Here is a 21,445-nt window from a genome sequence, read left to right as displayed (position 1 = left end):
AGAATTTTTCCGGGAGATTGTTTCCACGCCGTCCTACTGCTGGACGGCGTAGCACTCGATGTTCTTCTTCTTCAAAGCCGTGCAGGCCTTCCACGCAGCAGTCTTGGAACCAAAGCCACCGAAGCGGGCGCGGTAATAGGTGACGCCGTCCTTGTCGAAGGCGACGGTGAAGCCGGAAGCGTCAGCCACCGCCTTGGGTGCCTGCTTGGTCGTCTTGTCGAGGAAGGCCTGGGCTTCGGACTGCTTGGGCGACGAAGCAACCTGGATGGCCCAGCCTGACGGCACCGACGCGGTGTTGACCGGGTCGACAGTCGGCGTCGGCGCCGGTGTCGGTTCGGCATAGGCCGCCACGACCTGGGCCGTGGCCACCTGCGGCGCCGATACGATGACGGTCTTGACCTTTTTCGCCTTGACGACAGGGGCAGCGTCTTCGGCAGCCTCTTCGCTCGGCTCGCTCGGCGCGGTGCTGTCCTCCGCTACAGTGGCGTCCTCGGCAACGGTCGCATCGTCCTGGGTCGCGTCATCTTGCGCCACCACCGGCTTGTCGTCCGGCGTTGGCGCGTCGTGCTTGGGCAGCAGGACCTTGGCAAGGGCGGTGATCGGGTTGCTGCCGCCGGCCTTGGCGACCAGATCGCCGCCACCACGGGTCGATGCGCGCGGCATATAGGTGTTGATCAACGCAGCCATCTGGTTGTCGCGGCTGCCGCCCGAGGTGCCACCCATGACGACGCCGACGATGCGGCGATTGCCGTCGGAAACCGACGAGACGAGGTTGAAGCCGGAGGCGCGGGTGTAGCCGGTCTTGATGCCGTCGACGCCCTTGATGCGCCCAAGCAGGCGGTTGTGACCATTGATGCGCTGGCGCCCGTAGAGAAAGGAGCGCTGCGAGAAATAGCCGTAATACTGGGGGAAATGCTCCCGCAGCGCGATGCCGAGCGTCGCCATGTCGCGCGCGGTGGTGAATTGGCCGGGATTGGGCAGGCCGTTGGCATTGCGAAACACGGTGCCATTCATGCCCAGGGCACGCGCCTTGGCGGTCATCATGCGGGCGAAATTGGTTTCATTGCCACCGAGCATTTCGCCGAGCGCGGTCGCCGAGTCGTTCGCCGATTTGGTGACCATCGACAGGATCGCGGTCTCGACCGTGACCGAGCCGCCCGGCTTCACGCCAAGCTTCGTCGGCGGCTCGGCGGCGGCGTTGGCCGAAAAAACGACTTGCGAGTTCCGGCTGATCTTGCCTTTCGCTAGCGCCTCGAAGGTCAGATAGAGCGTCATCATCTTGGTCAGCGAGGCCGGATAGCGCCTGCCATCGGCATCCGCCGAATAAAGCACCTTGCCGGTCTTGGCGTCGATGACGATTGCCGCGGACCTCGCCGCCAGCGACGAGGCAACGTCGCCGCAGACGACTGTCATCGCCAAAGCGAAGATCATCATCGTTTTGAGAGGGGAGGTGGATTTGGAAACGATGCCCAACAACGCCTGACGCACTGGTACTTCCCTTGGATTCTTCGTTGCGCTGGAGGCGGCAAAGGGTCCTGCCTCACTTCCAGCCAAAGCTACCGGGGCAGCGTTACCAATCCGTTTATGGTAACCGCCGCGTTCACCATTTTCTTCGGGCTTGAAGCTCTCTTTATTCGATTTTTAGCCATTGACTGCGCAGGCGGTGTCTGGACGCCGGCGAAATGTTGACTTTTGTGCGGTGCACAATATATTAGCGTGCATTGCACAAGAGCGCCCCGAAGAAGGACGCTTCAACCCAAGGGAATGCGTGAAATGACCCAGACCTATGAGGACTTCAGCAAATACGGCAAAGAGTTTGCCGATACCGGATTGAAGAGCTTCGCTTCGCTCTCCAAGGGCGCGCAGGCGATCGCCACCGAAGCTGGCGAATACACCAAGAAGAGCTTCGAAGCAGGCAGCGCCGCCGTCGAAAAGATGTTTTCGGCCAAGTCGCTGGAAAAGGCGATCGAGATCCAGTCCGATTATGCCAAGCAATCGTATGAGGCGTTCGTAGCCGAGGCTACCAAGATTGGCGACCTCTATGCCGAACTTGCCAAGGAAGCCTACAAGCCGTTCGAATCGATCGTTGCCAAGGCAAAGTAATTTCGCCTGACGTGAGCAATATCCGGCCCTTTGGGCGCGGGACAAAACCCGGTCGCGGAAGCGTGGCCGGGTTTTTTCATGTCAATTTCCGCTCCAAGGCCTCGCGCCCCTTCACGATTGCGAAAATCGGCCAAGTTTGGTCACCTAGCCATATTGTCAGCTAAACAGAAGGGCTTAAAATCGTCCATCGAACACCTACATGTCGAACTCGCATGGGGATTCGAAGAGGCAGGAATACGTGACGATCGATTTGACTGCCACGAGACGCGTGGCGCGGATGCAAAACGGCGGCGGCGACGGCAATGAGGCCGGCCGCGGGACGGCCGTTATCACGCGCACCAAAACCAAGACCAAGAAGCCCAGCCTTTACCGGGTCCTCATCCTCAACGACGACTACACGCCCATGGAGTTCGTGGTTCACGTGCTGGAGCGTTTTTTCCAGAAGGACCGCGAAGCCGCCACACGCATCATGCTTCATGTTCACAATCATGGAGTGGGCGAGTGCGGGGTCTATACATTCGAGGTGGCCGAGACCAAAGTGTCTCAGGTCATGGATTTCGCCCGACAGAATCAGCATCCGCTGCAATGCGTGATGGAGAAGAAGTGAGGTAACATGCCGGCTTTCTCCCAAGGCCTGGAAAAGGCGCTTCACCAGGCGCTGACGCTCGCCAATGAGCGGCACCATGAATATGCAACCCTTGAACATTTGCTGCTCGCGCTCATCGACGACACCGAGGCGGCCGCCGTCATGCGCGCCTGCAATGTCGATCTCGACGAGCTGAAGCACACGGTTCTCACCTATATCGACACCGAGCTCGACAATCTGGTCACCGGTTACGACGAGGATTCCAAGCCGACCGCCGGTTTCCAGCGCGTCATCCAGCGCGCGGTCATCCACGTGCAGTCGTCCGGCCGCGAGGAAGTGTCGGGCGCCAACGTGCTCGTCGCCATCTTCGCCGAGCGCGAGAGCCATGCCGCTTATTTCCTGCAGGAACAGCAGATGACCCGCTACGACGCGGTCAACTACATCTCGCACGGCATCGCCAAGCGTCCGGGCGCGTCGGAAACTCGTTCGCCGCGCGGTGCCGATGACGAGCAGGGCGGCCAGAACGGCGCCGAGCCGCAAGAGGAAGGCGGCAAGAAGAAGCAGCAGCAGGATGCGCTGACCGCTTATTGCGTCAACCTCAACAACAAGGCCAAGGCCGGCAAGATCGATCCGCTGATCGGCCGCGAGTCCGAGATCAACCGCACCATCCAGGTGCTGTGCCGCCGCTCCAAGAACAATCCGCTCTATGTCGGTGATCCCGGCGTCGGCAAGACGGCGATCGCCGAAGGCCTCGCCAAGCGCATCGTCGAGGGCGACGTTCCCGAAGTGCTGCACAATGCCACCATCTTCGCGCTCGACATGGGCACGCTGCTCGCCGGCACGCGATATCGCGGCGATTTCGAGGAGCGGCTGAAGCAGGTCGTCAAGGAACTCGAGGACTACCCCGGCGCGGTGCTGTTCATCGACGAGATCCACACGGTGATCGGGGCAGGGGCAACATCAGGCGGCGCCATGGACGCGTCGAACCTGTTGAAGCCGGCCTTGTCGTCGGGTGCGATCCGCTGCATCGGCTCGACCACCTACAAGGAATTCCGCCAGTTCTTCGAGAAGGACCGTGCCCTGGTGCGACGCTTCCAGAAGATCGACGTCAACGAGCCGACCATCGAGGACGCCATCGAGATCATGAAGGGCCTCAAGCCCTATTATGAGGAATTCCACAAGGTGAAATTCACCAACGAGGCGATCAAGGCCTCAGTGGAGCTGTCGGCGCGCTACATCAACGACCGCAAGCTGCCGGACAAGGCGATCGACGTGATCGACGAGACCGGCGCCTCGCAGATGCTGGTGCCGGAAGCCAAGCGCAAGAAGACGATCGGCATCAAGGAGATCGAAGCGACGATCGCCACCATGGCCCGCATCCCGCCGAAGACGGTTTCGGCCGACGACGAGAAGGTGCTGCAGGGTCTCGATATCGAGCTGAAGCGCGTCGTCTATGGCCAGGATACCGCGATCACCGCGCTGACCTCGGCGATCAAGCTGGCGCGTGCCGGCCTGCGCGAACCGGAGAAGCCGATCGGCTCCTACCTGTTCTCCGGCCCGACCGGCGTCGGTAAGACCGAAGTGGCCAAGCAGTTGGCTGCATCGCTCGGTGTCGAGCTGATCCGCTTCGACATGTCGGAATATATGGAACGCCACACCGTATCGCGGCTGATCGGCGCGCCTCCCGGCTATGTCGGCTTCGACCAGGGCGGTCTGCTGACCGACGGCGTCGACCAGCATCCGCACTGCGTGCTGTTGCTGGACGAAGTCGAGAAGGCGCATCCGGACCTGTTCAACATCCTGTTGCAGGTGATGGACCACGGCAAGCTGACCGACCATAACGGCAAGCAGATCGACTTCCGCAATGTGATCCTGATCATGACCACCAATGCGGGCGCGTCGGATGCGCAGCGTGCGGCGATCGGCTTCGGTTCGACCAAGCGCGAAGGCGACGACGTCGAGGCGATCAACCGGCTGTTCACGCCGGAATTCCGCAACCGTCTCGATGCGATCATCCCGTTCGGCTCGCTGCCGGTGCCGGTCATCCATCAGGTGGTGCAGAAGTTCGTCATGCAGCTCGAGGCCCAGCTTTCCGAGCGTGGCGTCACCTTCGACCTGTCGCCCGATGCCATCGCCTGGCTCGCCGACAAGGGTTACGACGAGCGCATGGGCGCGCGGCCGCTCGGCCGTGTCATCCAGGAGCACATAAAGAAGCCGTTGGCCGACGAGGTGCTGTTCGGCAAGCTCAAGAAGGGCGGCACGGTGCGCGTCACCGTCGAGAAGAAGGAAACCGGCGAGACCGGCCTGAAGCTCGAATCGCTCGCCGACGAGGCGCCGGTGAAGCCGAAGAAGGAAGAGCCGGAAGAAACGCCGAAGCCGACAAAGGCTGTCGCGAAAAAGCCCGCGGCCAAGAAGCTGGTGGCGCAGAAGCCCGAAGCCAAGGGCAAGGACGGCGGCAAGCGCAGCCTCGTGCCGCAATTGCCCAGAAAGAACTGACCTTAAAGCGCGACGCATCGAAACGGATTCGGGCGACGCGCTTTAAGTTTCTTTTTACGCCTGTCGTTGCCCCAAAACCGGAGCCACTTTTGGGCGACATGCATTGGCGAAAGTCGAAAAAGCCCCGGAGACGGGGCTTTTTTCATTGGAGCAATGAGGGACGCATGGCCGGGCAGATCGTCATCCTGAACGGTGCGCCGAGATCGGGAAAATCAAGCATCGTCCAGGCCATCCAGGAGAATCTTGATGGTGTCTGGATCAATCTCGGTGTCGACGTTTACGAACAGGCCACGCCACAACGCTATCGGCCTGGAATAGGCTTGCGGCCGGGCAGCGAGCGTCCGGACCTTGAAGGCCTGGTGCCCGATTTCTACGCCGCGCTTTACGAATCGATCGCCGCCCACAGCCGGCTGGGGCTGAACGTCGTGGCGGATGTCGGCCACCATGATGCCTATTCAAAACCCCTCGATTGCCTCGCCGATTGCGCGCGCCGTCTCGCTGGCCTGCCGGTGACCGGCTCGTCCGACGATCCCGTGCCATTGCCCGTGCGTCTGTGGCAGGAGGAGGTGCACCGGCCAGGCGTTTACGACCTGGACGTCGACACCTCCCTGCTGAGCCCCACGCAATGTGCCGATGCGATCCGCCAGCGGCTGGAGCAAGGGATCGTTCTGCCGAGCGCGATCGAGCAACTGGCTCAAACCACCGCCAGGTAAAATTGCTTGGTCGCAAAGCGACGTGCGGCGTCAGCTTCGCAGCGCCGCTCGTATCTTTTCGGCGTTTTTGGCCAGCACTTCCGGCTTCTCCATCCCGCCCGTGTGCGGCTTCAGGGGAATGCCGTCGAAGCGTGGGATGACATGCACATGCAGATGATAGACGGTCTGCCCCGAGGCGGGCTCGTTGAATTGCATGACGGTGACGCCGTCGGCGCCAAAACCTTGTTTGACGGCCCGCGCCACTTTCTGGACGACCGTGAAAAGCGGTCCGAACGTTGACGGGTCGGCGTCGAGCAGGTTGCGCGACGGCGCCTTCGGCACCACCAGCGTATGGCCCGGCCCCTGTGGCATCACATCCATGAAGGCGACGATCGCTTCGTCCTCGTAGACGCGGTGCGAGGGAATTTCACCGCGCAGGATCTTTGCGAAGATGTTGTCAGTGTCATAGGCGGCCTCAGCCATGGCGAACGCTCCGGATTGTGCCTTTTCGTGTAGCGAAGCCGTCGAAAGTCGGCAAGACGATCGGGTAAAGTCGCCCCGCCGATCGGGGCAGGCCGATCGCTACTCCTCCAGATCCCTGCGGAATGGGGTGTGCTCTTCCAGATATTCGCTCATCCGCTCCACCTCATGCCGTTCGCGCCTGAGATAGTCGGCAACGGCGTTGCGCAGGCCGGGGTGCGCGATGTAGTGCGCGGAATGCATGGTCACCGGGCGGTAGCCGCGCGCCAGCTTGTGCTCTCCTTGGGCGCCGGCCTCGACAACCCTGAGCTTGCGCTCGATGGCGAAGTCGATCGCCTGATGGTAGCAAACCTCGAAATGCAGGAAGGGATGGTCCTCGATGCAGCCCCAGTTGCGGCCGTAGAGTGCGTCGGAGCCGATGAAATTGATGGCGCCGGCAATGTAGCGCCCGTTGCGCTTGGCCATCACCAGCAGGATGTCGTCGGCCATGCGTTCGCCGATCAGCGAGAAAAACTGGCGGCTGAGATAAGGCCGACCCCATTTGCGGCTGCCGGTGTCCATGTAGAAGGCGAAGAAGTCGTCCCAGGCCTTTTCGGTGAGATCCTTGCCGGTCAGCCAGTCGATCGAGATGCCGTTGGCCAGCGCCTCGCGCCTCTCCTTCTTCATCGCCTTGCGCTTGCGCGAGGCAAGGGTGGCGAGGAAGTCGTCATAGGTTGAAAAGCCTTCGTTGAAGAAATGGAACTGCTGGTCGGTGCGATGCAGGAACCCTGCCGCTTCCAGCACCTCCACGTCGCTTTCCTGGGCGAAGGTCACATGCGCTGACGAGACGCCGAGTTTTTGCGTGACCGCCTTCAGGCCCGCCGCCAGTCCGGCTTTGACGGCGCCGACATCCTCGCCCTTGGTGACCAGCAGGCGAGGGCCGGTGACCGGTGTGAACGGCACCGCGCATTGCAGTTTTGGATAATAGCGGCCGCCGGCGCGTTCGAAGGCATCCGACCAGCCATGATCGAACACATATTCGCCCTGGCTGTGCGACTTGAGATAGCACGGGACCGCCCCGTGCAGCTTGCCCTGCGCGGTCTCCAATCGCAAATGATGACCTTGCCATCCTGTGCGCCGCACGGCGCAGCCTGAGTCTTCAAGTGCACTCAGAAAAGCGAATGAAACGAGCGGGTTGTAGCCGTTCTCTGCGTTGCCTCGCGTGGTTCCGCTGAGGCTGTTCCACTCGTCCGGGGTGAAAGCGCCGATGCCAGCGGCGATGCGGATCAAATAGTCCGCATTCGCCATCTGGTCATCGCCATCGTCGCCTTGATCCATGGGGCTTATTTAAGCTCCGTCCGGCCGGGTACAAGTCACGTTTCAGACACCGACTTCAGGCGACTTTGACCAGGTCAGGTTCGAACCCCTCGAACGTCATCTGGTCGGCATATTTGAAAGTCAGGTCGACCGCCGGCTGGTCATGCACCGTCCAGGTGATGACCGGCATTTTCAGCTTTTCACGGACGAAGCTGACGAACCGGTTGGGCAGGTCGCCGGCGGCATAGGAGGTGAAGGCGATCTCATGCGCCAGCATGGCGAAATGCGCCTCGATCAGCTTGACGTCCTTGCCGTAGGCGGTCAGTCCGGCCGGAATGCCCGGCGCGTGTTTCGGAAAATCGCGGATCAGCCAGTGGTCGAACGACATGATAGCCGACTTGCCCTTGTAGCGCTTGAGCATCTTGCCGACGATCGCCACGAGACCCTCGTCGCGGCCCGGGATGCCTTTCAGCTCAACGACCATCGGCACGCGGCCATCGACCAGGTCGAGCGCTTCCTGCAGCGTCGGTACATGATCCGACGTGCCGCCGACCTTGAGCGCCGTGAGCTCCGCCGCGGTACGCTGCCAGACGAAACCGTCCTGACCGGTCAGCCTCTGCAGATCGTCGTCATGAATGATGACGGGAACGCCGTCCAGCGACAGGTGCACGTCGCATTCGATGGCGTAGCCGCGCTCGGCCGCCGCGGCGAAGGCGGAAAGCGTGTTTTCCCAGCGCGTCTTGTTCATGTCGTGGAAACCGCGATGGGCGACAGGCCGGGCGGTCAGCCAGGATAGGTCGGTCATGGTCGTCTCCTGGCTCACTCGACTTCGAAGACCGCTTCGATTTCCACTGCGGCATTAAGTGGCAGCGAGGCGGTGCCGACAGCGGAGCGGGCATGCTTGCCGCGCTCGCCAAGTGCCGCAACAAGGAAATCGGAGGCACCGTTGGCAACCAGATGCTGCTCGACAAAATCCGGCGTCGAGGCGACGAAAACGGTGATCTTCACCAGGCGAAGGATTTTCTCGAGGTCTCCGAGAGCGGCCTTGGCCTGCGCCAGGATATTGATCGCGCAGTATTTTGCCGCGTCCTTGCCGGCCCCGGTGTCGACGTCGCGACCGAGCAGGCCGCTCGCCTGCAGCTTGCCGTCCTTGAGAGGCAACTGCCCGGCGGTGAACAAGAGGTTGCCGGTCCTGCAATAGGGCACATAGTTGGCGGCGGGCGCGGCGGCGACAGGAAGCGTCACGCCCAGATCGCTTAGCCGCTTTTCGATTGTTTCACTCATGGTATTTCCCTATTGCTTGGGTGACGCCGCGCTGGCCGGGCCGAAATTGCTATTTTTGCCTCGCTTCCGCCACGACTTTTTTTAAGCTGGACCATCTTCCCTGCGGCCTGCCATCAGCCGCGACGATCGGAGTACCTCATGCGCGCAACGCGCCTTGCATTCAATGCCGTCCTGTTGTCGGCGGTGTTCTCGATAGGCCCTGCTTTCGCCGTGCCGGCGCTGCAAGCCCACCGCGCTGTTTACGATCTCACCCTCAACAAGGCATCCGATCAATCCGGCATCACGGGCATATCCGGCCGCATGGTCTATGAGTTCAACGGCTCGGCCTGTGAAGGCTATACGGTGAAATTCCGTTTCGTCACCCAGATCGTCACCAACGAGAACACGAAGCTGACCGACCAGCAGACGACCACTTTCGAGGACGCTGAAGGCAAGACCTTTTCATTCGTGACGAAGTCCTTCGTCGACCAGAACCTCGACAAGGAGGTCAAGGGCATCGCCACGAAAGAGACCAAGGGGTTGAAGGTCGATATCGACAAGCCCGAAAAGAACAGCCTCGAGCTGGCCATGACCCAATTCCCGACCCAGCATCTGGTCGAACTGATCGGCAAAGCCGAAAAGGGCGAGAATTTTTACGAAACCAACCTTTTCGACGGTTCCGAAGACGCCAACAAGGTGATGACCACCACGGTCGTCGTCGGCAAGAAGACCGATGCCGACAAGGCCGACCCGGAGGCCCCGGCATTGGCGAAGCTCGCCACCGACAAATACTGGCCGGTCGACATCGCCTATTTCGACGACACCGACAAGACAGGCGAAGAGGTGCCGGAATACCGGATCAGCTTCAAGCTGCACGAGAACGGCATCACCCGCGATCTCGTCATGGACTATGGCGACTTCTCGATGACCGGCAAGCTGGTCAATCTTTCGCTGTTCGACCAGTCGAAGACCTGCCCGACCAAATAGTGCTTCAACTGGCTGGTTGATTCATCACGACACGGCGTGCCGTTGCGAACGACTTGAACGCGCCGCAATCGCCTCCCAACTTCCTCCCCAGCGTCGAGGCGCAAAAAGGGGGAGCAGCTTGAGCAGGATCGATGTCTTCGTGGCGCCGAGGCCCAACCCGGCGCTGATCAGGGCCATGACGACAGTCAACCGGATCGTCATGCTGCGGGGGATACCGGGTTTTCGTGATGTCTTGCCCTTCAACCGCCTGGCCGGGCTGCGGGGCGTCGCCAATGTCCGCCATATCGACTTTCCCCACGCCGACCTCGAGCGGCTGAGGGCCAGTTGCGGAGCGGGGAAGGCAACCTTCATCACGCCCAATCATCCCGAGTTCTTCACCGACTGGATGATCGACAAGGAGATCGTGTCGCAGGTCAGCCCGCTTGCTGCGTCCTGGGCAACGAATGGCGTCGTCAACGGGCTTGGCCGACTGATGCAGAAATTCTGGCTGGCCAACAACCTGATCGCCCAGATTCCCGGCAACAGCGGGGCAGCCAAGGAACACTCCGTCGCCTGGGCATTGAAAGGCCATGGCGTGCTGCTGCATCCAGAAGGCGGCGTCGGATGGCATGCCAACATCGTGGCGCCGTTGCTGCCGGGCGCCGTCGAGATGGGGCTTGCGGCACTCAAACGAGGTCGGGCCACGGATCCAGATTTCAAGGTCTGGATCGCGCCGGTCGTCTGGAAACTGGTCTTCACCAGGAATGTCGAAGCGGCGCTGGCGAAGGAATGCACCTATGTCGAGAAAAACCTGAAAATAGAACGCCAAGCGACCGACACGCTGCCGCAGCGCATCCACCATATCTATTCGACGCTGCTGGCCCGCGACGAAGCCGCGTGGAGCCTGTCACCCGAAGAAGGCGCAACCTATGCCGAGCGCCAGAAGGCGTTGGTCGCCGAACTCAGCCGTCGGCTTGGCCAGGACATTACTCCCGACACCGCCGTCCCCGACACCACCGAGCTTCTCAGGCTGGCGCGTCGTTGGCAGCGCGAAAACACCGGCGATGCGGACGAGCAAAAGAAGGTCCGCGCGCTCGCCGACACGATTCAGAGGCTGCAACGCGTCGGGTCCTGGGCCTCGGCCAATCCGCGTATCACGCAGGAGGAGATCGCCGAGCACCTGAAGCGGATCCGCAACGACTATTGCCGGAGCGGACTGCGCGACACGATGAACAGGCTCATTCCGCAACCGGCCGGGCCGCGTTGCGCCTACATCCGGGTACCCGATCCACTTGGCCTGCATCAGCATGCCGGCTCGGTCGACGACGCGGTTGCCGAGTTGCACCGTCGCATGCAGGCCACAGTCGCCAGCACGGTGGCTGAGCTTACGGCCGGTGGCAGCTTCATTTTCTATCCGAATCCATTCTATCGTCACTGACATTCACACGGGCCATGTGGCCGATCGTCATTCGCTTGCGAAGAATGGCGGCTGCAAAGAATGGAAGGCAGACAGCAAGCTTCATGGCAGTCTATGTCGACGCGGCGATCTGGAATTGGGCCGGCCATCGCTGGTGCCATCTGATGGCTGACGACACCGATGAGTTGCATCGCTTCGCCGCGCTACTCGGCGTCAAGCGGTCATCCTACCAGGGGCCGCCCAAGACATCGGCGCCGCACTATGACATAACCGGCTTCGAGCGCGACCGTGCGGTGCGGCTCGGCGCTTTCGAATGCAGCCGCGAGGAGATCGTCGCGATCTTCCGGCGGGTACGGGTGCCCAACGGAAAGGCTCGGCCATGACACCAACGGCATTTCTGGCTTATTGCGCCGCAATCACGCTTGCGGCTGCAACACCTGGACCGGCGATGTTCGCAGTCATCACCAACGGTGTGTCGCGCGGGTTTCTTCGTGCCTTCGTGGCCGGGGTTGGCGTCGCCGCCGGGGATGCCGTGCTGGTCACTCTGGCATTGCTCGGATTGGTGGCGTTGGCCCAGACTTTCGAATGGGTTTTTCTCCTGCTGAAATACGCGGGCGCTACGTATCTGGTTTTCCTCGGCATCAGGATGTGGCGAGCCGCCGCCACGCAATCGGATGAACCGCAGGCGTCGCAGGCGAGATTGTCACGGTCGTTCTTCCTCGGTGCATCCATTGCGCTGGGCAATCCGAAGGCGATCCTCTTCCATGCTTCGATCATGCCGCTGATCCTGAACCTCAACACCATGACCCTTGCCGACGGACTGCTGGTGGTCGCGGTCGTCATCAGCGTCAACATCCTCACCATGGGTATTTATGCTGCACTTGCCGGGCGGGCTTCGGGCTGGTTCAGGACGCCGAGACGCATGCGCCTGATGAACAGGTTTGCCGGTAGCGCGATGATCGGCACAGGAGCGCTGATTGCCGCACGCTGACTGGTGAAACGCCACACGGCTTGCGTTTGTCGCGCATCCCCTCTATATGCGCGCTCATTCCACACACGGACTTTGGTGTCTGCCCGGGAGAAATCCGGCTGAAACCTCCGGTGGCGTTCGAGGACAAAGTCCAAAAATGCCTGTGTCCGTGGAGGCTAACCGGAAAGGAACTAAGAATGGCTCTGCCTGATTTCAGCATGCGCCAGCTTTTGGAAGCTGGCATTCACTTCGGCCACCAGACCCACCGCTGGAACCCGAAAATGGCGCCCTACATCTATGGCGCCCGTAACAACATCCACATCATCGACCTCTCGCAGACGGTGCCTTTGCTGCACCAGGCGCTGAAGCAGGTTTCCGACACTGTCGCCAAGGGCGGCCGCGTGCTGTTCGTCGGCACCAAGCGCCAGGCGTCCGACATCGTCGCCGATGCGGCACAGCGTTCGGCCCAGTACTACGTCAATTCGCGTTGGCTCGGCGGCATGCTGACCAACTGGAAGACGATCTCGAACTCGATCCAGCGCCTGCGCAAGCTCGACGAGATGCTGGCCGGCGAGGCCCAGGGCCTGACCAAGAAGGAGCGCCTCAACCTCGACCGCGAGCGCGAGAAGCTCGACAAGGCGCTGGGCGGCATCAAGGACATGGGCTCGACGCCCGACCTGATGTTCGTCATCGACACCAACAAGGAAGCGATCGCAATCCTCGAGGCCAAGCGCCTCGGCATCCCGGTCGTCGCCATCATCGATTCGAACTGCGACCCGGACAAGATCGACTTCCCGATCCCCGGCAATGACGACGCAGCCCGCGCGATCCAGCTCTATTGCGACCTGATCGCCAAGGCTGCGATCGACGGCATCGCCCGCCAGCAGGGCGCGCTCGGCGTCGACATCGGCGCTTCGGTCGAAGCTCCGGTCGAACCGGCTCTCGATCCGGCTCCGGCATCGGAAGCCCCCGAAGCTTAACAATCGAAGGCCGGTTGCGGCCTTCATCTTTCTCGTATTTTGGCACGCTAAACAGACGCATCATCGAGGTTCGATGGTGCGTCGGTGCATTTAAAACAAAGAGGCGACAATGAGCATTTCGGCTGCACAGGTCAAAGAACTCCGCGACTTGACCGGCGCGGGCATGATGGATTGCAAGGCGGCGTTGAACGAAACCAACGGCAACATGGAAGAGGCCATCGACTGGCTGCGCAAGAAGGGCATTTCCAAGGCCGACAAGAAGGCTGGCCGCACCGCGGCTGAGGGCCTGATCGGCGTCGATTCCGGCCCGCGCGAAGCCGCCGTCATCGAAGTCAATTCCGAGACCGACTTCGTTGCTCGTAATGCTGCGTTCCAGGAGATCGTTGCCAATGTGGCCAAGGTCGCGCTCGCTTATGGCGGCAAGACCGAGGCGGTTGCAGCGGCCAAATATCCGGGTTCGGACAAGTCGGTCACCGACACCATCAAGGACGCTGTCGGCACCATCGGCGAGAACCTGGGCTTCCGCCGTTCGGCCAAGCTGACCGTTCCGCATGGCGCCGTCGCCACCTACGTCCACAACGCGGTTGCCGATGGCCTTGGCAAGCTCGGCGTGCTGGTCGCGATCGAGACCACGGGCAACGAGCATGCCGCCAACGCCTTTGCGCGCCAGGTTGCCATGCACGTTGCCGCCACCAGCCCGATGGCGCTGACCACCGAAGAACTCGATCCAGCGGCAATCGAGCGTGAGAAGGCGATCTTCTCCGATCAGGCGCGCCAGTCCGGCAAGCCGGAAGCGATCATCGAGAAGATGGTCGAGGGCCGTCTGCGCAAGTTCTACGAGGAAGTCGTCCTCCTGAAGCAGGCCTTCGTGCTCAATCCCGACATCACTGTCGAGAAGGCGCTGAAGGATGCCGAGAAGGACATCGGCGCCCCGGCCAAGATCACCGCCTATCTGCGCTTTGCGCTGGGCGAAGGCATCGAGAAGGAAGAGACCGATTTCGCGGCGGAAGTCGCGGCGGCGGTCAAGAAGTAAGCTGCCGCGGCAGCTGTCCTTCTGACGAATTTTATCGGCCGGGTGTCCGCAGGGATGCCCGGCTGATTTCTTGTGCGGTGTCGATGAAAGCCCTGAGCTTCGGCGCCATCGACGCCCGGCGGGGAAAATAGAGGAACAGCCCCGGCTCGTCGATCGCGGCTGCGCGCAGCACCTCGACAAGCCGGCCGGCCTGGATATCGGCCCGCACCAGCGGCTCGAACAGATAGGCCAACCCGATGCCGGCCAACGCCATGTCGCGCGCCGACAGTGGATCGGTGACGACGACGCTGCCACGCGTTTCGACGCCGATACCCTTGCCCTGGTCGGACAGATCCCAACGATAGAGCGCGCGCGATCGCAACAGCCGATAGCCGATGCAATTGTGGCTGGACAGATCAGCCAGCGTTCGCGGCTTTCCGTGGCGGCCAACATAGGCGGGGGAGGCGACGATGATCGTTCGGAACGGCTCCGTCAGCCGCACCGTCACCATATCCTCGGCAATCATCTCGCCCAGCCTTATGCCGGCGTCGAAGCCCTCGCCGACAATGTCGCTCAGACGCTCGTCGGTGAACACTTCCACCGTCACCTCGGGATAGCGCTCGGCCATTGCCGACAGGATGGGCATCAAGGCGAGCGGCAACGCCAGGCGCGGCACATTGATCTTGAGCAGGCCGCTCGCCCTGCCTTTCACCGAGCGAATCCGCTCGATCCGATCCGCGATATCCTCCAGGGCAGGCTCCGCTGCCGCCACAAGCGCCTCACCGGCCTCGGTCAAGGCGACGCTGCGCGTGGTGCGGGCAAACAGCGGCTGGCCGATCCGCTCTTCGACAAGGCGCACCGCGTGGCTGACCGCCGAAGGGCTCATGCCAAGTTCCGCAGCGGCCGACGCAAAGCCGCCGCGCCGCGCCACGGCGACGATGACGGGAAGGTGGCTGAGCAGGTTGCGATCCATTCATGCATGATATCGCATAGTCTGTGCAGATAATGCAATCTTCTCGACGCCGGCGCGCTGGCCCACATTGTCGCCAACAGATCGGCGACTGGCCGATGCGCAAAGGAGAAGAGACATGAATGCATTGAAGTACGCTACCTTCGCGGCGGGTATTGCGCTGGCGCCGGTCGACGCCGGCGGAGCCGAGCCATCCCGCGAAATGATGCTCGCCGATGAGCGCGCGGTCATCCGTATCGCCGATGCCATCGATCGTGCCGTCGATGCACAGGATTGGCGGCTGGCCCGCAGCTATTTCGCCGACCGTGTCACCGTCGACTTCAGCAGCCTGAGCGGACAGCCCTCGGCCACCATCGCCTCGGACGACCTGATCGGAACCTGGGCAGCGAATCTCAGGGGCAGCAAGACCAGCCTGCATCTGCGTACCAACCACCAGGTCGCCATCGACGCCAACGCCGCGACCGTCTCCTCGAACGGCTATGCCTGGAACCGGATGGAAGGCAATGGCGACCCGCTCTGGGAAGTCTGGGGCACTTACGAACACCACCTGACCCGTTCGGGCGCCGGTTGGATAGTGGACGGCTTCACATTCCGCATGACGCATGAGCGCGGCAATCCGTGGGTCAAGACGACCCCCGGACAGGATCGGCATTGAACAGGATCGGAACGACATCATGACCATGTCCTACTACACCCTTGGCAACAGCGGGCTGCGAGTCACCCGCCTGGCACTCGGGACCATGACCTTCGGCACCGAATGGGGCTGGGGTGCCGACAAGGAGACGGCGCGCGCGCTGGTCGATGCCTATGTCGAGGCAGGCGGGAATTTCTTCGACACCGCCGACGCCTATACCGGCGGCACCTCCGAGACCTGGCTTGGCGAGTTCATCGCCGAGCGCGGCCTGCGCGACAAGGCGGTGATCAGCACCAAGTTCAGCATGAATCTGGAGCAGGGCAATCCGAATGCCGGCGGCAATGGCCGCAAGAACATCATCCGCGCCGTCGAAAGCTCGCTGAAGCGGCTCGGTACCGACTATATCGATCTCTATATCCTGCATGCCTGGGACAGGCTGACGTCGCCGGAAGAGGTGATGCGGACGCTTAACGATCTGGTGCGCGCCGGAAAGATCCGCCATGTCGGCCTCTCCGACGTCCCCGCCTGGTACGCGAGCAGGGCGCAATCCGTCGCCGAGCAACGCGGCTATGAACCGGTTTCGGCGCTGCAGCTCGAATATTCGCTGGCCGAGCGCAACATCGAGCATGAATTCGTGCCGTTCGGTACGCGCTACGGCGCCGGCATTATGGTCTGGAGCCCGCTGGCAAGCGGCCTTCTGAGTGGCAAATATCGTTCGGATACAATCAATAAGGCCGGTGGCAGACTGGAGACGATGCGCGGCTCGAGCAATCCGGGCTTTCAGAAATTCAGCGACCGCAACTGGGCAATCGTTGCCGAACTGGAAAAGGTTGCCGGCGAGCTTGGCCGCGGCATGGCCCAGATCGCCTTGAACTGGGCGGCGACAAGGCCAGGTGTCGCCTCGGTGATCATCGGTGCGACCAGGCTGGATCAGCTCAAGGACAATCTCGGCGCGCTCGATTTCGAGATTCCGCGAGAGCTTCTGGTACGGCTCGACGCAGTCAGCCGGCCAGTCACGCCGTTTCCATATTCGTTCTTCGGACCGGAAATCCAGGGCGGCCTCACCGGGGGCCAGGCGGTCGGCGGCAAGCCGATGGGCTACTTCCCGGACCTGCTGATAGAGGGCGCTTTTGCCGGCGTCAGCTAATGATTGGCTGAGCGTCTCGATCTCGAATTTCCGGCTCGGGCGCCGCGTGACATCGCGGCGCCCTTCGTGTATCGGAACACGGCATCGCGCCATGTTTCGGGGCGGCGCCTGCGCGAGGGTAGCCACCCGGAACGCGTCACACGCAAAATGACGAGGACCAGATGACGGTGAAGCCCCTCTACCGACGTGTCTTGTTGAAAGCGTCGGGCGAAGCGTTGATGGGCGAACAGCATTTCGGCATCGACGTTTCGGTGGTGGATCGCATCGCTGCCGATATCGCCGAAGCCCGCGCACTGGGCATCGAGGTCGGCGTCGTCATCGGCGGCGGCAACATCTTTCGCGGCGTGGCCGTTGCCTCCAAGGGAGGTGACCGCGTCACCGGCGACCACATGGGCATGCTTGCCACCGTCATCAATTCGCTGGCGCTGCGCACGTCATTGAACAAGATCGGTGTCGACGCCGTGGTGCTCTCTGCGATCGCCATGCCCGAACTCTGCGAGAGTTTCTCCCAGCGCCAGGCAACCGCCTACATGAACCAGGGCAGGGTGGTGATCTTTGCCGGCGGTACCGGCAATCCGTTCTTCACCACTGATTCGGCCGCTGCACTCCGCGCGGCTGAAATCGGCGCCGACGCGCTGTTCAAGGGCACTCAGGTCGACGGTGTCTACTCGGCCGACCCGAAGAAGGACCCGGATGCGACCCGTTTCGAGCGCATCAGCCACGGCGAAGTCATAAAACGCGGCCTCTCCATCATGGATACGGCTGCGATTGCACTTGCGCGCGAAAACAACATTCCGATAATCGTCTATTCGATCCACGAAAAAGGTGGGTTTGGCGATATTCTAAGGGGCGGCGGCCGCTGCACGGTCGTCGCGGACGATTGATCCGGGGCCTGGTCCCGAAAAAGGGGATGCCGGTTTTCGAAAATCAGGCTCGAACACGGGGCCTTGCCCCGAAGCAGTGAACCCGCGCTAGACGGGTCGAGGAGATTAAGATGAGTGGTGAGTACGACGATCTCAAGCGGCGCATGGACGGGGCAATCGCCGCGTTCAAACATGATCTGGCTTCGCTGCGGACCGGTCGTGCCTCCAGCAATCTGCTCGACGCGATCCAGGTGCAGGCCTATGGCACCACCATGCCGATCAACCAGGTCGCCAACGTTTCGGTGCCGGAGCCGCGCATGATTTCGGTGTCGGTCTGGGACAAGTCGATGGTCGGCGCGGTCGACCGCGCCATTCGCGAATCCAATCTGGGCTTCAACCCGATCGTCGACGGCACCAATCTCAGGATTCCGCTGCCCGAACTCAACGAACAGCGCCGCAAGGAACTGGTCAAGATCTCTCATGGCTACGCCGAAAACGCCCGCGTCGCCGCGCGCCACGTGCGCCGCGATGGCATGGACTTCCTGAAGAAGGCGGAAAAGGACGGCGACATCAGCGAGGACGATCAGCGCAAGCGTTCCGACCAGGTCCAGAAGCTTACCGACGAAACGATCAGCACCATCGACCACCTGCTTTCCGATAAGGAAGCTGAAATCATGCAGGTTTAGGGTTTGGCCATCGGCTGACCCGAAAGCGAGAACATGGCAACGCCCGCGCATGTCGCGATCATCATGGACGGAAACGGACGCTGGGCCAAGGCGCGCGGCATGCCTCGTCTTGCTGGCCATCGGGCAGGTGTCGAAGCGCTGCGCAAGACGGTGCGCGCCGCACCTGGGCTCGGCATCTCCTTCCTGACGGTCTATGCCTTCTCGTCGGAGAACTGGTCGCGGCCGAAGTCCGAGGTCAGTGACCTGATGGGCCTGCTGAAACTGTTCATCCGCCGTGATCTCGCCGATTTGCACCAGAGCGGTGTGCGGGTCAGAATCATCGGCGACAGGGCAGGGCTGCAATCCGACATCAGGGGGCTGCTCGACGAGGCCGAATCGCTGACCGCCGCAAATGAAGCGCTGACGCTGGTGATCGCCTTCAACTATGGCGGACGCGACGAGATCGTGCGCACGGCGCGCAAGCTTGCCGCGGCCGTGGCCCGTGGCGAACTCGACAGCGAGGCGATATCAGCCGAAAGCTTTGCCGGCGCACTCGACACGCAAGGCATCCCCGACCCGGAACTGGTCATCCGCACCAGTGGCGAGCTGCGGCTGTCGAACTTCCTCCTGTGGCAGGCTGCCTATAGCGAGCTCGTCTTCCTGCCTTGCTACTGGCCCGACTTCAGCCGCGAGCATCTTGCCGAGGCCTTGCGCGAATTTGCCAGCCGCGAACGCCGATTCGGCGGACTTGGGTCGCAGGACGTTGCGTCGCGACCGGCCGCAGGATGAGCAATCTCCAGCTTCGCGTCATTTCGGCAGTCGTGCTTGCCATCATTGCCCTCAGCTTGACCTGGTTTGGGGGGCTGCCGTTCCAGTTGCTGTGTGCCGTGATGGCGGCGGTGATTTTCTATGAATGGACACGCATGTCGCGCCCAGCCGTGGCCACGGGCCTGGGTTTCCTGCCGGAAGCGCTGCTGGTTGTTTTCATTGGCGCCTTGATTGCCGGCCTTGCCGCATCGTGGCTGCTACCGCTTGTCGTGGTGGCGGTTGCCGCAGTGGCGATTGCCGCCTCGGTTCGCAAGACCGGACAATGGGACGCGGCCGGTCTTGCCTATGCCTGTGTTTCCGGCCTGTCGCTTGCCCTGTTGCGCGACGGTGACCGTTCAGGCCTCGTCGCCATCCTGTTCCTGTTCGCGGTCGTCTGGGCCACCGATATCTTTGCCTACTTCGTTGGCCGTACGGTCGGCGGCCCAAAACTGGCGCCGTCGATCTCTCCCGGCAAGACACGCAGTGGCGCGTTCGGCGGCGCCGTCGGCGGTGTTGTGGCCGGGCTCATCCTGGCCGCCATTGCCGGCGTCGGCAATCTGGCGTTGCTCGGCCTGGTGGCGCTCGTGCTGTCGATTGTCGCCCAGGCTGGCGACCTGTTTGAATCCTGGATCAAGCGCCGCCACGGCCGCAAGGATTCGGGTGCGCTCATCCCCGGCCACGGCGGCGTCATGGACCGTGTCGACGGGCTTGTCGCGGCGGCTTTCGCCCTTTACGTCATCGGCTGGATTTCGGCGACCGCCGATCATCCGGCGCAGGGGCTGTTTCCGGTTTGAGAGGCGTCATTTCAGGGTCCGATGCGCGCCGCGCCTTGGATTCGCCTGGATTGATGCCACAGTCACGGCTCTATCCGCGCCGCGGAAGAATTTGAGGGTTTATCTTGAACGAGATTCTTCACGCGCTTTTCAGCACACAAGGCTTCGTCCTTGGCACGCTCGTGCCGTTCCTCTTTGTGCTGACCGTGGTCGTGTTCGTCCATGAAATGGGCCATTACCTCATCGGGCGCTGGTGTGGCATCGGGGTCAAGGCCTTCTCGATCGGCTTCGGTCCGGAACTTTTCGGCTTCAGCGACAGCCACGGCACGCGCTGGAAACTGTGCGCGATACCGCTTGGCGGCTATGTCAAATTCGTCGGCGACATGAACGCCACGTCGAGTCAGCCGACTTCGGAAGAAATCGAGACGCTGACCGAGGAGGAGCGCAAGGTCGCTTTTCACACGCAGCCGATCTGGAAGCGCGCGGCGACGGTGGTCGCCGGGCCGCTGTTCAATTTCCTGCTGACGATCGTCGTCTTTACCGTGTTGTTTTCCTCCCATGGCCGCTATGTCGCCGAGCCGATGGTCGCAGAGGTGACCGCTGACAGCCCGGCGGCGAAAGCCGGCATCCTGCCCGGTGACCGATTCGTCAGCGTCGACGGCAGCAAGGTCGAAACCTTTGGCGACGTCCAACGCCTGGTTTCGGGCCGTGCCGGCGACACCATCACCTTCGTCATGCTGCGCGACGGCAAGGAGGTCACGGTGACCGCGGCGCCGCGGTTGATGGAACAGGAAGACGCGCTCGGCAACAAGGTCAAGGTTGCCGTGATCGGCGTCGTCAACAACAAGGAACTCGGTCAGCCCCGCCTCGTCACCTACACGCCCATCGGGGCAGTTGCAGCGGCAGTCGAGGAGACTGGGCATGTCATTCAGCGCACCGGTCAGTTCCTGCAGCGTTTCGTTGTCGGGCGTGAGGACAAATGTCAGCTGGGCGGCCCGGTGAAGATCGCCGACATGGCCGGCAAGGCAGCGAAACTGGGGTTCGAATGGCTCGTGCAACTGATTGCACTGCTGTCTGTCGGCATCGGGTTTCTGAACCTTTTGCCGATTCCCCCCCTCGACGGCGGCCATCTCTTGTTCTACGGGGTGGAGGCCGTCATTCGCCGTCCGGTGTCGGATCGGATGATGGAAATGGCCTATCGGGCCGGGTTGCTTCTGGTGCTGTGCTTCATGGGTTTCGTTTTCTGGAACGATCTGTTTGGATGCTGAAATCATGAAGAAATTTGGCTTTGGAATGGACGTTGTTGAGACGCCGTTTACCATGCC

At 62.0% G+C, this 21,445-nt stretch carries 23 protein-coding genes; 17 read left to right on the top strand and 6 right to left on the bottom strand.

All coding sequences use genetic code 11. The features are described from left to right. Nucleotides 1-33: 33 nt before the first annotated feature. Complete coding sequence (locus AC07FD_RS30920; RefSeq protein WP_478352930.1) at nucleotides 34-1,488, bottom strand: SPOR domain-containing protein; 1,455 nt, start codon at nucleotides 1,486-1,488, stop codon at nucleotides 34-36. Nucleotides 1,489-1,773: 285 nt separating this feature from the next. Between AC07FD_RS30920 and AC07FD_RS30915 the strand changes: the two genes are divergently transcribed. From AC07FD_RS30915 to AC07FD_RS30900, 4 genes are all read left to right on the top strand, one after another. Further along, nucleotides 1,774-2,103, top strand: a complete 330-nt coding sequence (locus AC07FD_RS30915) for a phasin family protein (RefSeq protein WP_184874143.1) — start codon at nucleotides 1,774-1,776, stop codon at nucleotides 2,101-2,103. 277 nt (nucleotides 2,104-2,380) lie between these two features. Continuing rightward, nucleotides 2,381-2,710, top strand: a complete 330-nt coding sequence (gene clpS / locus AC07FD_RS30910; RefSeq protein WP_010909565.1) for an ATP-dependent Clp protease adapter ClpS — start codon at nucleotides 2,381-2,383, stop codon at nucleotides 2,708-2,710. A 6-nt stretch (nucleotides 2,711-2,716) separates the two neighbouring features. Then, nucleotides 2,717-5,185 (top strand): ATP-dependent Clp protease ATP-binding subunit ClpA, encoded by a 2,469-nt coding sequence (clpA, locus tag AC07FD_RS30905; protein ID WP_478352929.1) that lies wholly within the window; start codon nucleotides 2,717-2,719, stop codon nucleotides 5,183-5,185. 164 nt (nucleotides 5,186-5,349) lie between these two features. Beyond that, entirely contained in the window at nucleotides 5,350-5,898 is a 549-nt protein-coding gene (locus AC07FD_RS30900; protein WP_478352928.1) for a chloramphenicol phosphotransferase CPT family protein, read from the top strand. Nucleotides 5,899-5,928: 30 nt separating this feature from the next. Here AC07FD_RS30900 and AC07FD_RS30895 read toward each other — a convergent pair whose 3' ends face one another. The 4 genes from AC07FD_RS30895 to AC07FD_RS30880 form a co-directional block, all read right to left on the bottom strand. Next, nucleotides 5,929-6,360: an HIT family protein gene (locus AC07FD_RS30895; RefSeq protein ID WP_478352927.1), complete on the bottom strand. Its 432-nt coding sequence runs from the start codon at nucleotides 6,358-6,360 to the stop codon at nucleotides 5,929-5,931. A 99-nt stretch (nucleotides 6,361-6,459) separates the two neighbouring features. Further along, a complete protein-coding gene (locus tag AC07FD_RS30890) occupies nucleotides 6,460-7,674 on the bottom strand; it encodes a GNAT family N-acetyltransferase (protein ID WP_478352926.1) in 1,215 nt (404 codons plus the stop codon). A gap of 55 nt (nucleotides 7,675-7,729) precedes the next feature. Next, nucleotides 7,730-8,458 carry a glycerophosphodiester phosphodiesterase gene (locus AC07FD_RS30885; RefSeq protein ID WP_478352925.1) on the bottom strand — a complete coding sequence of 243 codons (729 nt, stop codon included), beginning with the start codon at nucleotides 8,456-8,458 and terminating at the stop codon, nucleotides 7,730-7,732. Between the two features lie 14 nt (nucleotides 8,459-8,472). Further along, nucleotides 8,473-8,937, bottom strand: coding sequence for a RidA family protein (locus AC07FD_RS30880; protein ID WP_478352924.1), 465 nt, complete (start codon nucleotides 8,935-8,937; stop codon nucleotides 8,473-8,475). 138 nt (nucleotides 8,938-9,075) lie between these two features. On the opposite strand from AC07FD_RS30880, the gene AC07FD_RS30875 reads away from it, so the two are divergent. The 6 genes from AC07FD_RS30875 to tsf all read left to right on the top strand — a co-directional run bounded on the left by AC07FD_RS30875 (nucleotide 9,076) and on the right by tsf (nucleotide 14,282). Next, nucleotides 9,076-9,903 carry a cell envelope integrity EipB family protein gene (locus tag AC07FD_RS30875; RefSeq protein ID WP_477415703.1) on the top strand — a complete coding sequence of 276 codons (828 nt, stop codon included), beginning with the start codon at nucleotides 9,076-9,078 and terminating at the stop codon, nucleotides 9,901-9,903. A gap of 118 nt (nucleotides 9,904-10,021) precedes the next feature. Further along, nucleotides 10,022-11,320: a lysophospholipid acyltransferase family protein gene (locus AC07FD_RS30870; protein WP_478352923.1), complete on the top strand. Its 1,299-nt coding sequence runs from the start codon at nucleotides 10,022-10,024 to the stop codon at nucleotides 11,318-11,320. An 83-nt stretch (nucleotides 11,321-11,403) separates the two neighbouring features. Beyond that, nucleotides 11,404-11,682, top strand: a complete 279-nt coding sequence (locus AC07FD_RS30865; RefSeq protein ID WP_478352922.1) for a DUF4031 domain-containing protein — start codon at nucleotides 11,404-11,406, stop codon at nucleotides 11,680-11,682. Further along, nucleotides 11,679-12,290: a LysE family translocator gene (locus AC07FD_RS30860; RefSeq protein ID WP_095081466.1), complete on the top strand. Its 612-nt coding sequence runs from the start codon at nucleotides 11,679-11,681 to the stop codon at nucleotides 12,288-12,290. Before AC07FD_RS30865 ends, AC07FD_RS30860 begins: the two co-directional genes overlap by 4 nt. A 176-nt stretch (nucleotides 12,291-12,466) precedes the next feature. Continuing rightward, entirely contained in the window at nucleotides 12,467-13,249 is a 783-nt protein-coding gene (rpsB, locus tag AC07FD_RS30855) for a 30S ribosomal protein S2 (protein WP_023777441.1), read from the top strand. A gap of 109 nt (nucleotides 13,250-13,358) precedes the next feature. Then, complete coding sequence (gene tsf, locus AC07FD_RS30850) at nucleotides 13,359-14,282, top strand: translation elongation factor Ts (protein ID WP_478352921.1); 924 nt, start codon at nucleotides 13,359-13,361, stop codon at nucleotides 14,280-14,282. Nucleotides 14,283-14,313: 31 nt separating this feature from the next. Here the strand turns inward: tsf and AC07FD_RS30845 are convergent, their stop codons facing one another. Beyond that, nucleotides 14,314-15,234: a LysR family transcriptional regulator gene (locus AC07FD_RS30845; RefSeq protein WP_478352920.1), complete on the bottom strand. Its 921-nt coding sequence runs from the start codon at nucleotides 15,232-15,234 to the stop codon at nucleotides 14,314-14,316. A 115-nt stretch (nucleotides 15,235-15,349) separates the two neighbouring features. Between AC07FD_RS30845 and AC07FD_RS30840 the strand changes: the two genes are divergently transcribed. The 7 genes from AC07FD_RS30840 (at nucleotide 15,350) to rseP (ending at nucleotide 21,388) form a co-directional block, all read left to right on the top strand. Beyond that, nucleotides 15,350-15,886, top strand: coding sequence for a nuclear transport factor 2 family protein (locus AC07FD_RS30840; RefSeq protein ID WP_478352919.1), 537 nt, complete (start codon nucleotides 15,350-15,352; stop codon nucleotides 15,884-15,886). Nucleotides 15,887-15,905: 19 nt separating this feature from the next. Then, nucleotides 15,906-17,012: an aldo/keto reductase gene (locus tag AC07FD_RS30835; protein ID WP_478352918.1), complete on the top strand. Its 1,107-nt coding sequence runs from the start codon at nucleotides 15,906-15,908 to the stop codon at nucleotides 17,010-17,012. 161 nt (nucleotides 17,013-17,173) lie between these two features. After that, a complete protein-coding gene (gene pyrH / locus AC07FD_RS30830) occupies nucleotides 17,174-17,896 on the top strand; it encodes a UMP kinase (protein ID WP_478352917.1) in 723 nt (240 codons plus the stop codon). Between the two features lie 110 nt (nucleotides 17,897-18,006). Beyond that, nucleotides 18,007-18,561, top strand: coding sequence for a ribosome recycling factor (frr, locus tag AC07FD_RS30825; protein ID WP_015317784.1), 555 nt, complete (start codon nucleotides 18,007-18,009; stop codon nucleotides 18,559-18,561). A gap of 33 nt (nucleotides 18,562-18,594) precedes the next feature. Next, nucleotides 18,595-19,329, top strand: coding sequence for an isoprenyl transferase (locus AC07FD_RS30820; RefSeq protein WP_095081447.1), 735 nt, complete (start codon nucleotides 18,595-18,597; stop codon nucleotides 19,327-19,329). After that, the gene (locus AC07FD_RS30815; RefSeq protein WP_478352916.1) at nucleotides 19,326-20,141 is read left to right on the top strand and encodes a phosphatidate cytidylyltransferase; all 816 of its coding nucleotides are present in this window, start codon (nucleotides 19,326-19,328) and stop codon (nucleotides 20,139-20,141) included. The genes AC07FD_RS30820 and AC07FD_RS30815 overlap by 4 nt, the downstream gene beginning before the upstream one ends. Nucleotides 20,142-20,245: 104 nt before the next feature. Next, complete coding sequence (gene rseP, locus AC07FD_RS30810; protein WP_095081442.1) at nucleotides 20,246-21,388, top strand: RIP metalloprotease RseP; 1,143 nt, start codon at nucleotides 20,246-20,248, stop codon at nucleotides 21,386-21,388. Nucleotides 21,389-21,445 lie beyond the last annotated feature (57 nt).

The sequence above is a fragment of the Mesorhizobium waitakense genome, assembly GCF_056431085.1.
The sequence above is the reverse complement of the archived record's forward strand: the minus strand, read 5'-3'. Positions and strand labels throughout refer to the sequence as shown.

Coding starts and splice junctions, on each gene's coding strand:
- AC07FD_RS30835 (WP_478352918.1), top strand. CDS start 15,906: ATGACCATGTCCTACTACACCCTTGGCAACAGCGGGCTGCGAGTCACC.
- AC07FD_RS30840 (WP_478352919.1), top strand. CDS start 15,350: ATGAATGCATTGAAGTACGCTACCTTCGCGGCGGGTATTGCGCTGGCG.
- AC07FD_RS30815 (WP_478352916.1), top strand. CDS start 19,326: ATGAGCAATCTCCAGCTTCGCGTCATTTCGGCAGTCGTGCTTGCCATC.
- tsf (WP_478352921.1), top strand. CDS start 13,359: ATGAGCATTTCGGCTGCACAGGTCAAAGAACTCCGCGACTTGACCGGC.
- clpS (WP_010909565.1), top strand. CDS start 2,381: ATGCAAAACGGCGGCGGCGACGGCAATGAGGCCGGCCGCGGGACGGCC.
- clpA (WP_478352929.1), top strand. CDS start 2,717: ATGCCGGCTTTCTCCCAAGGCCTGGAAAAGGCGCTTCACCAGGCGCTG.
- AC07FD_RS30865 (WP_478352922.1), top strand. CDS start 11,404: ATGGCAGTCTATGTCGACGCGGCGATCTGGAATTGGGCCGGCCATCGC.
- AC07FD_RS30890 (WP_478352926.1), bottom strand. CDS start 7,674: ATGGATCAAGGCGACGATGGCGATGACCAGATGGCGAATGCGGACTAT.
- AC07FD_RS30845 (WP_478352920.1), bottom strand. CDS start 15,234: ATGGATCGCAACCTGCTCAGCCACCTTCCCGTCATCGTCGCCGTGGCG.
- AC07FD_RS30860 (WP_095081466.1), top strand. CDS start 11,679: ATGACACCAACGGCATTTCTGGCTTATTGCGCCGCAATCACGCTTGCG.
- AC07FD_RS30895 (WP_478352927.1), bottom strand. CDS start 6,360: ATGGCTGAGGCCGCCTATGACACTGACAACATCTTCGCAAAGATCCTG.
- AC07FD_RS30875 (WP_477415703.1), top strand. CDS start 9,076: ATGCGCGCAACGCGCCTTGCATTCAATGCCGTCCTGTTGTCGGCGGTG.
- AC07FD_RS30820 (WP_095081447.1), top strand. CDS start 18,595: ATGGCAACGCCCGCGCATGTCGCGATCATCATGGACGGAAACGGACGC.
- AC07FD_RS30880 (WP_478352924.1), bottom strand. CDS start 8,937: ATGAGTGAAACAATCGAAAAGCGGCTAAGCGATCTGGGCGTGACGCTT.
- AC07FD_RS30915 (WP_184874143.1), top strand. CDS start 1,774: ATGACCCAGACCTATGAGGACTTCAGCAAATACGGCAAAGAGTTTGCC.
- frr (WP_015317784.1), top strand. CDS start 18,007: ATGAGTGGTGAGTACGACGATCTCAAGCGGCGCATGGACGGGGCAATC.
- pyrH (WP_478352917.1), top strand. CDS start 17,174: ATGACGGTGAAGCCCCTCTACCGACGTGTCTTGTTGAAAGCGTCGGGC.
- AC07FD_RS30900 (WP_478352928.1), top strand. CDS start 5,350: ATGGCCGGGCAGATCGTCATCCTGAACGGTGCGCCGAGATCGGGAAAA.
- AC07FD_RS30885 (WP_478352925.1), bottom strand. CDS start 8,458: ATGACCGACCTATCCTGGCTGACCGCCCGGCCTGTCGCCCATCGCGGT.
- rpsB (WP_023777441.1), top strand. CDS start 12,467: ATGGCTCTGCCTGATTTCAGCATGCGCCAGCTTTTGGAAGCTGGCATT.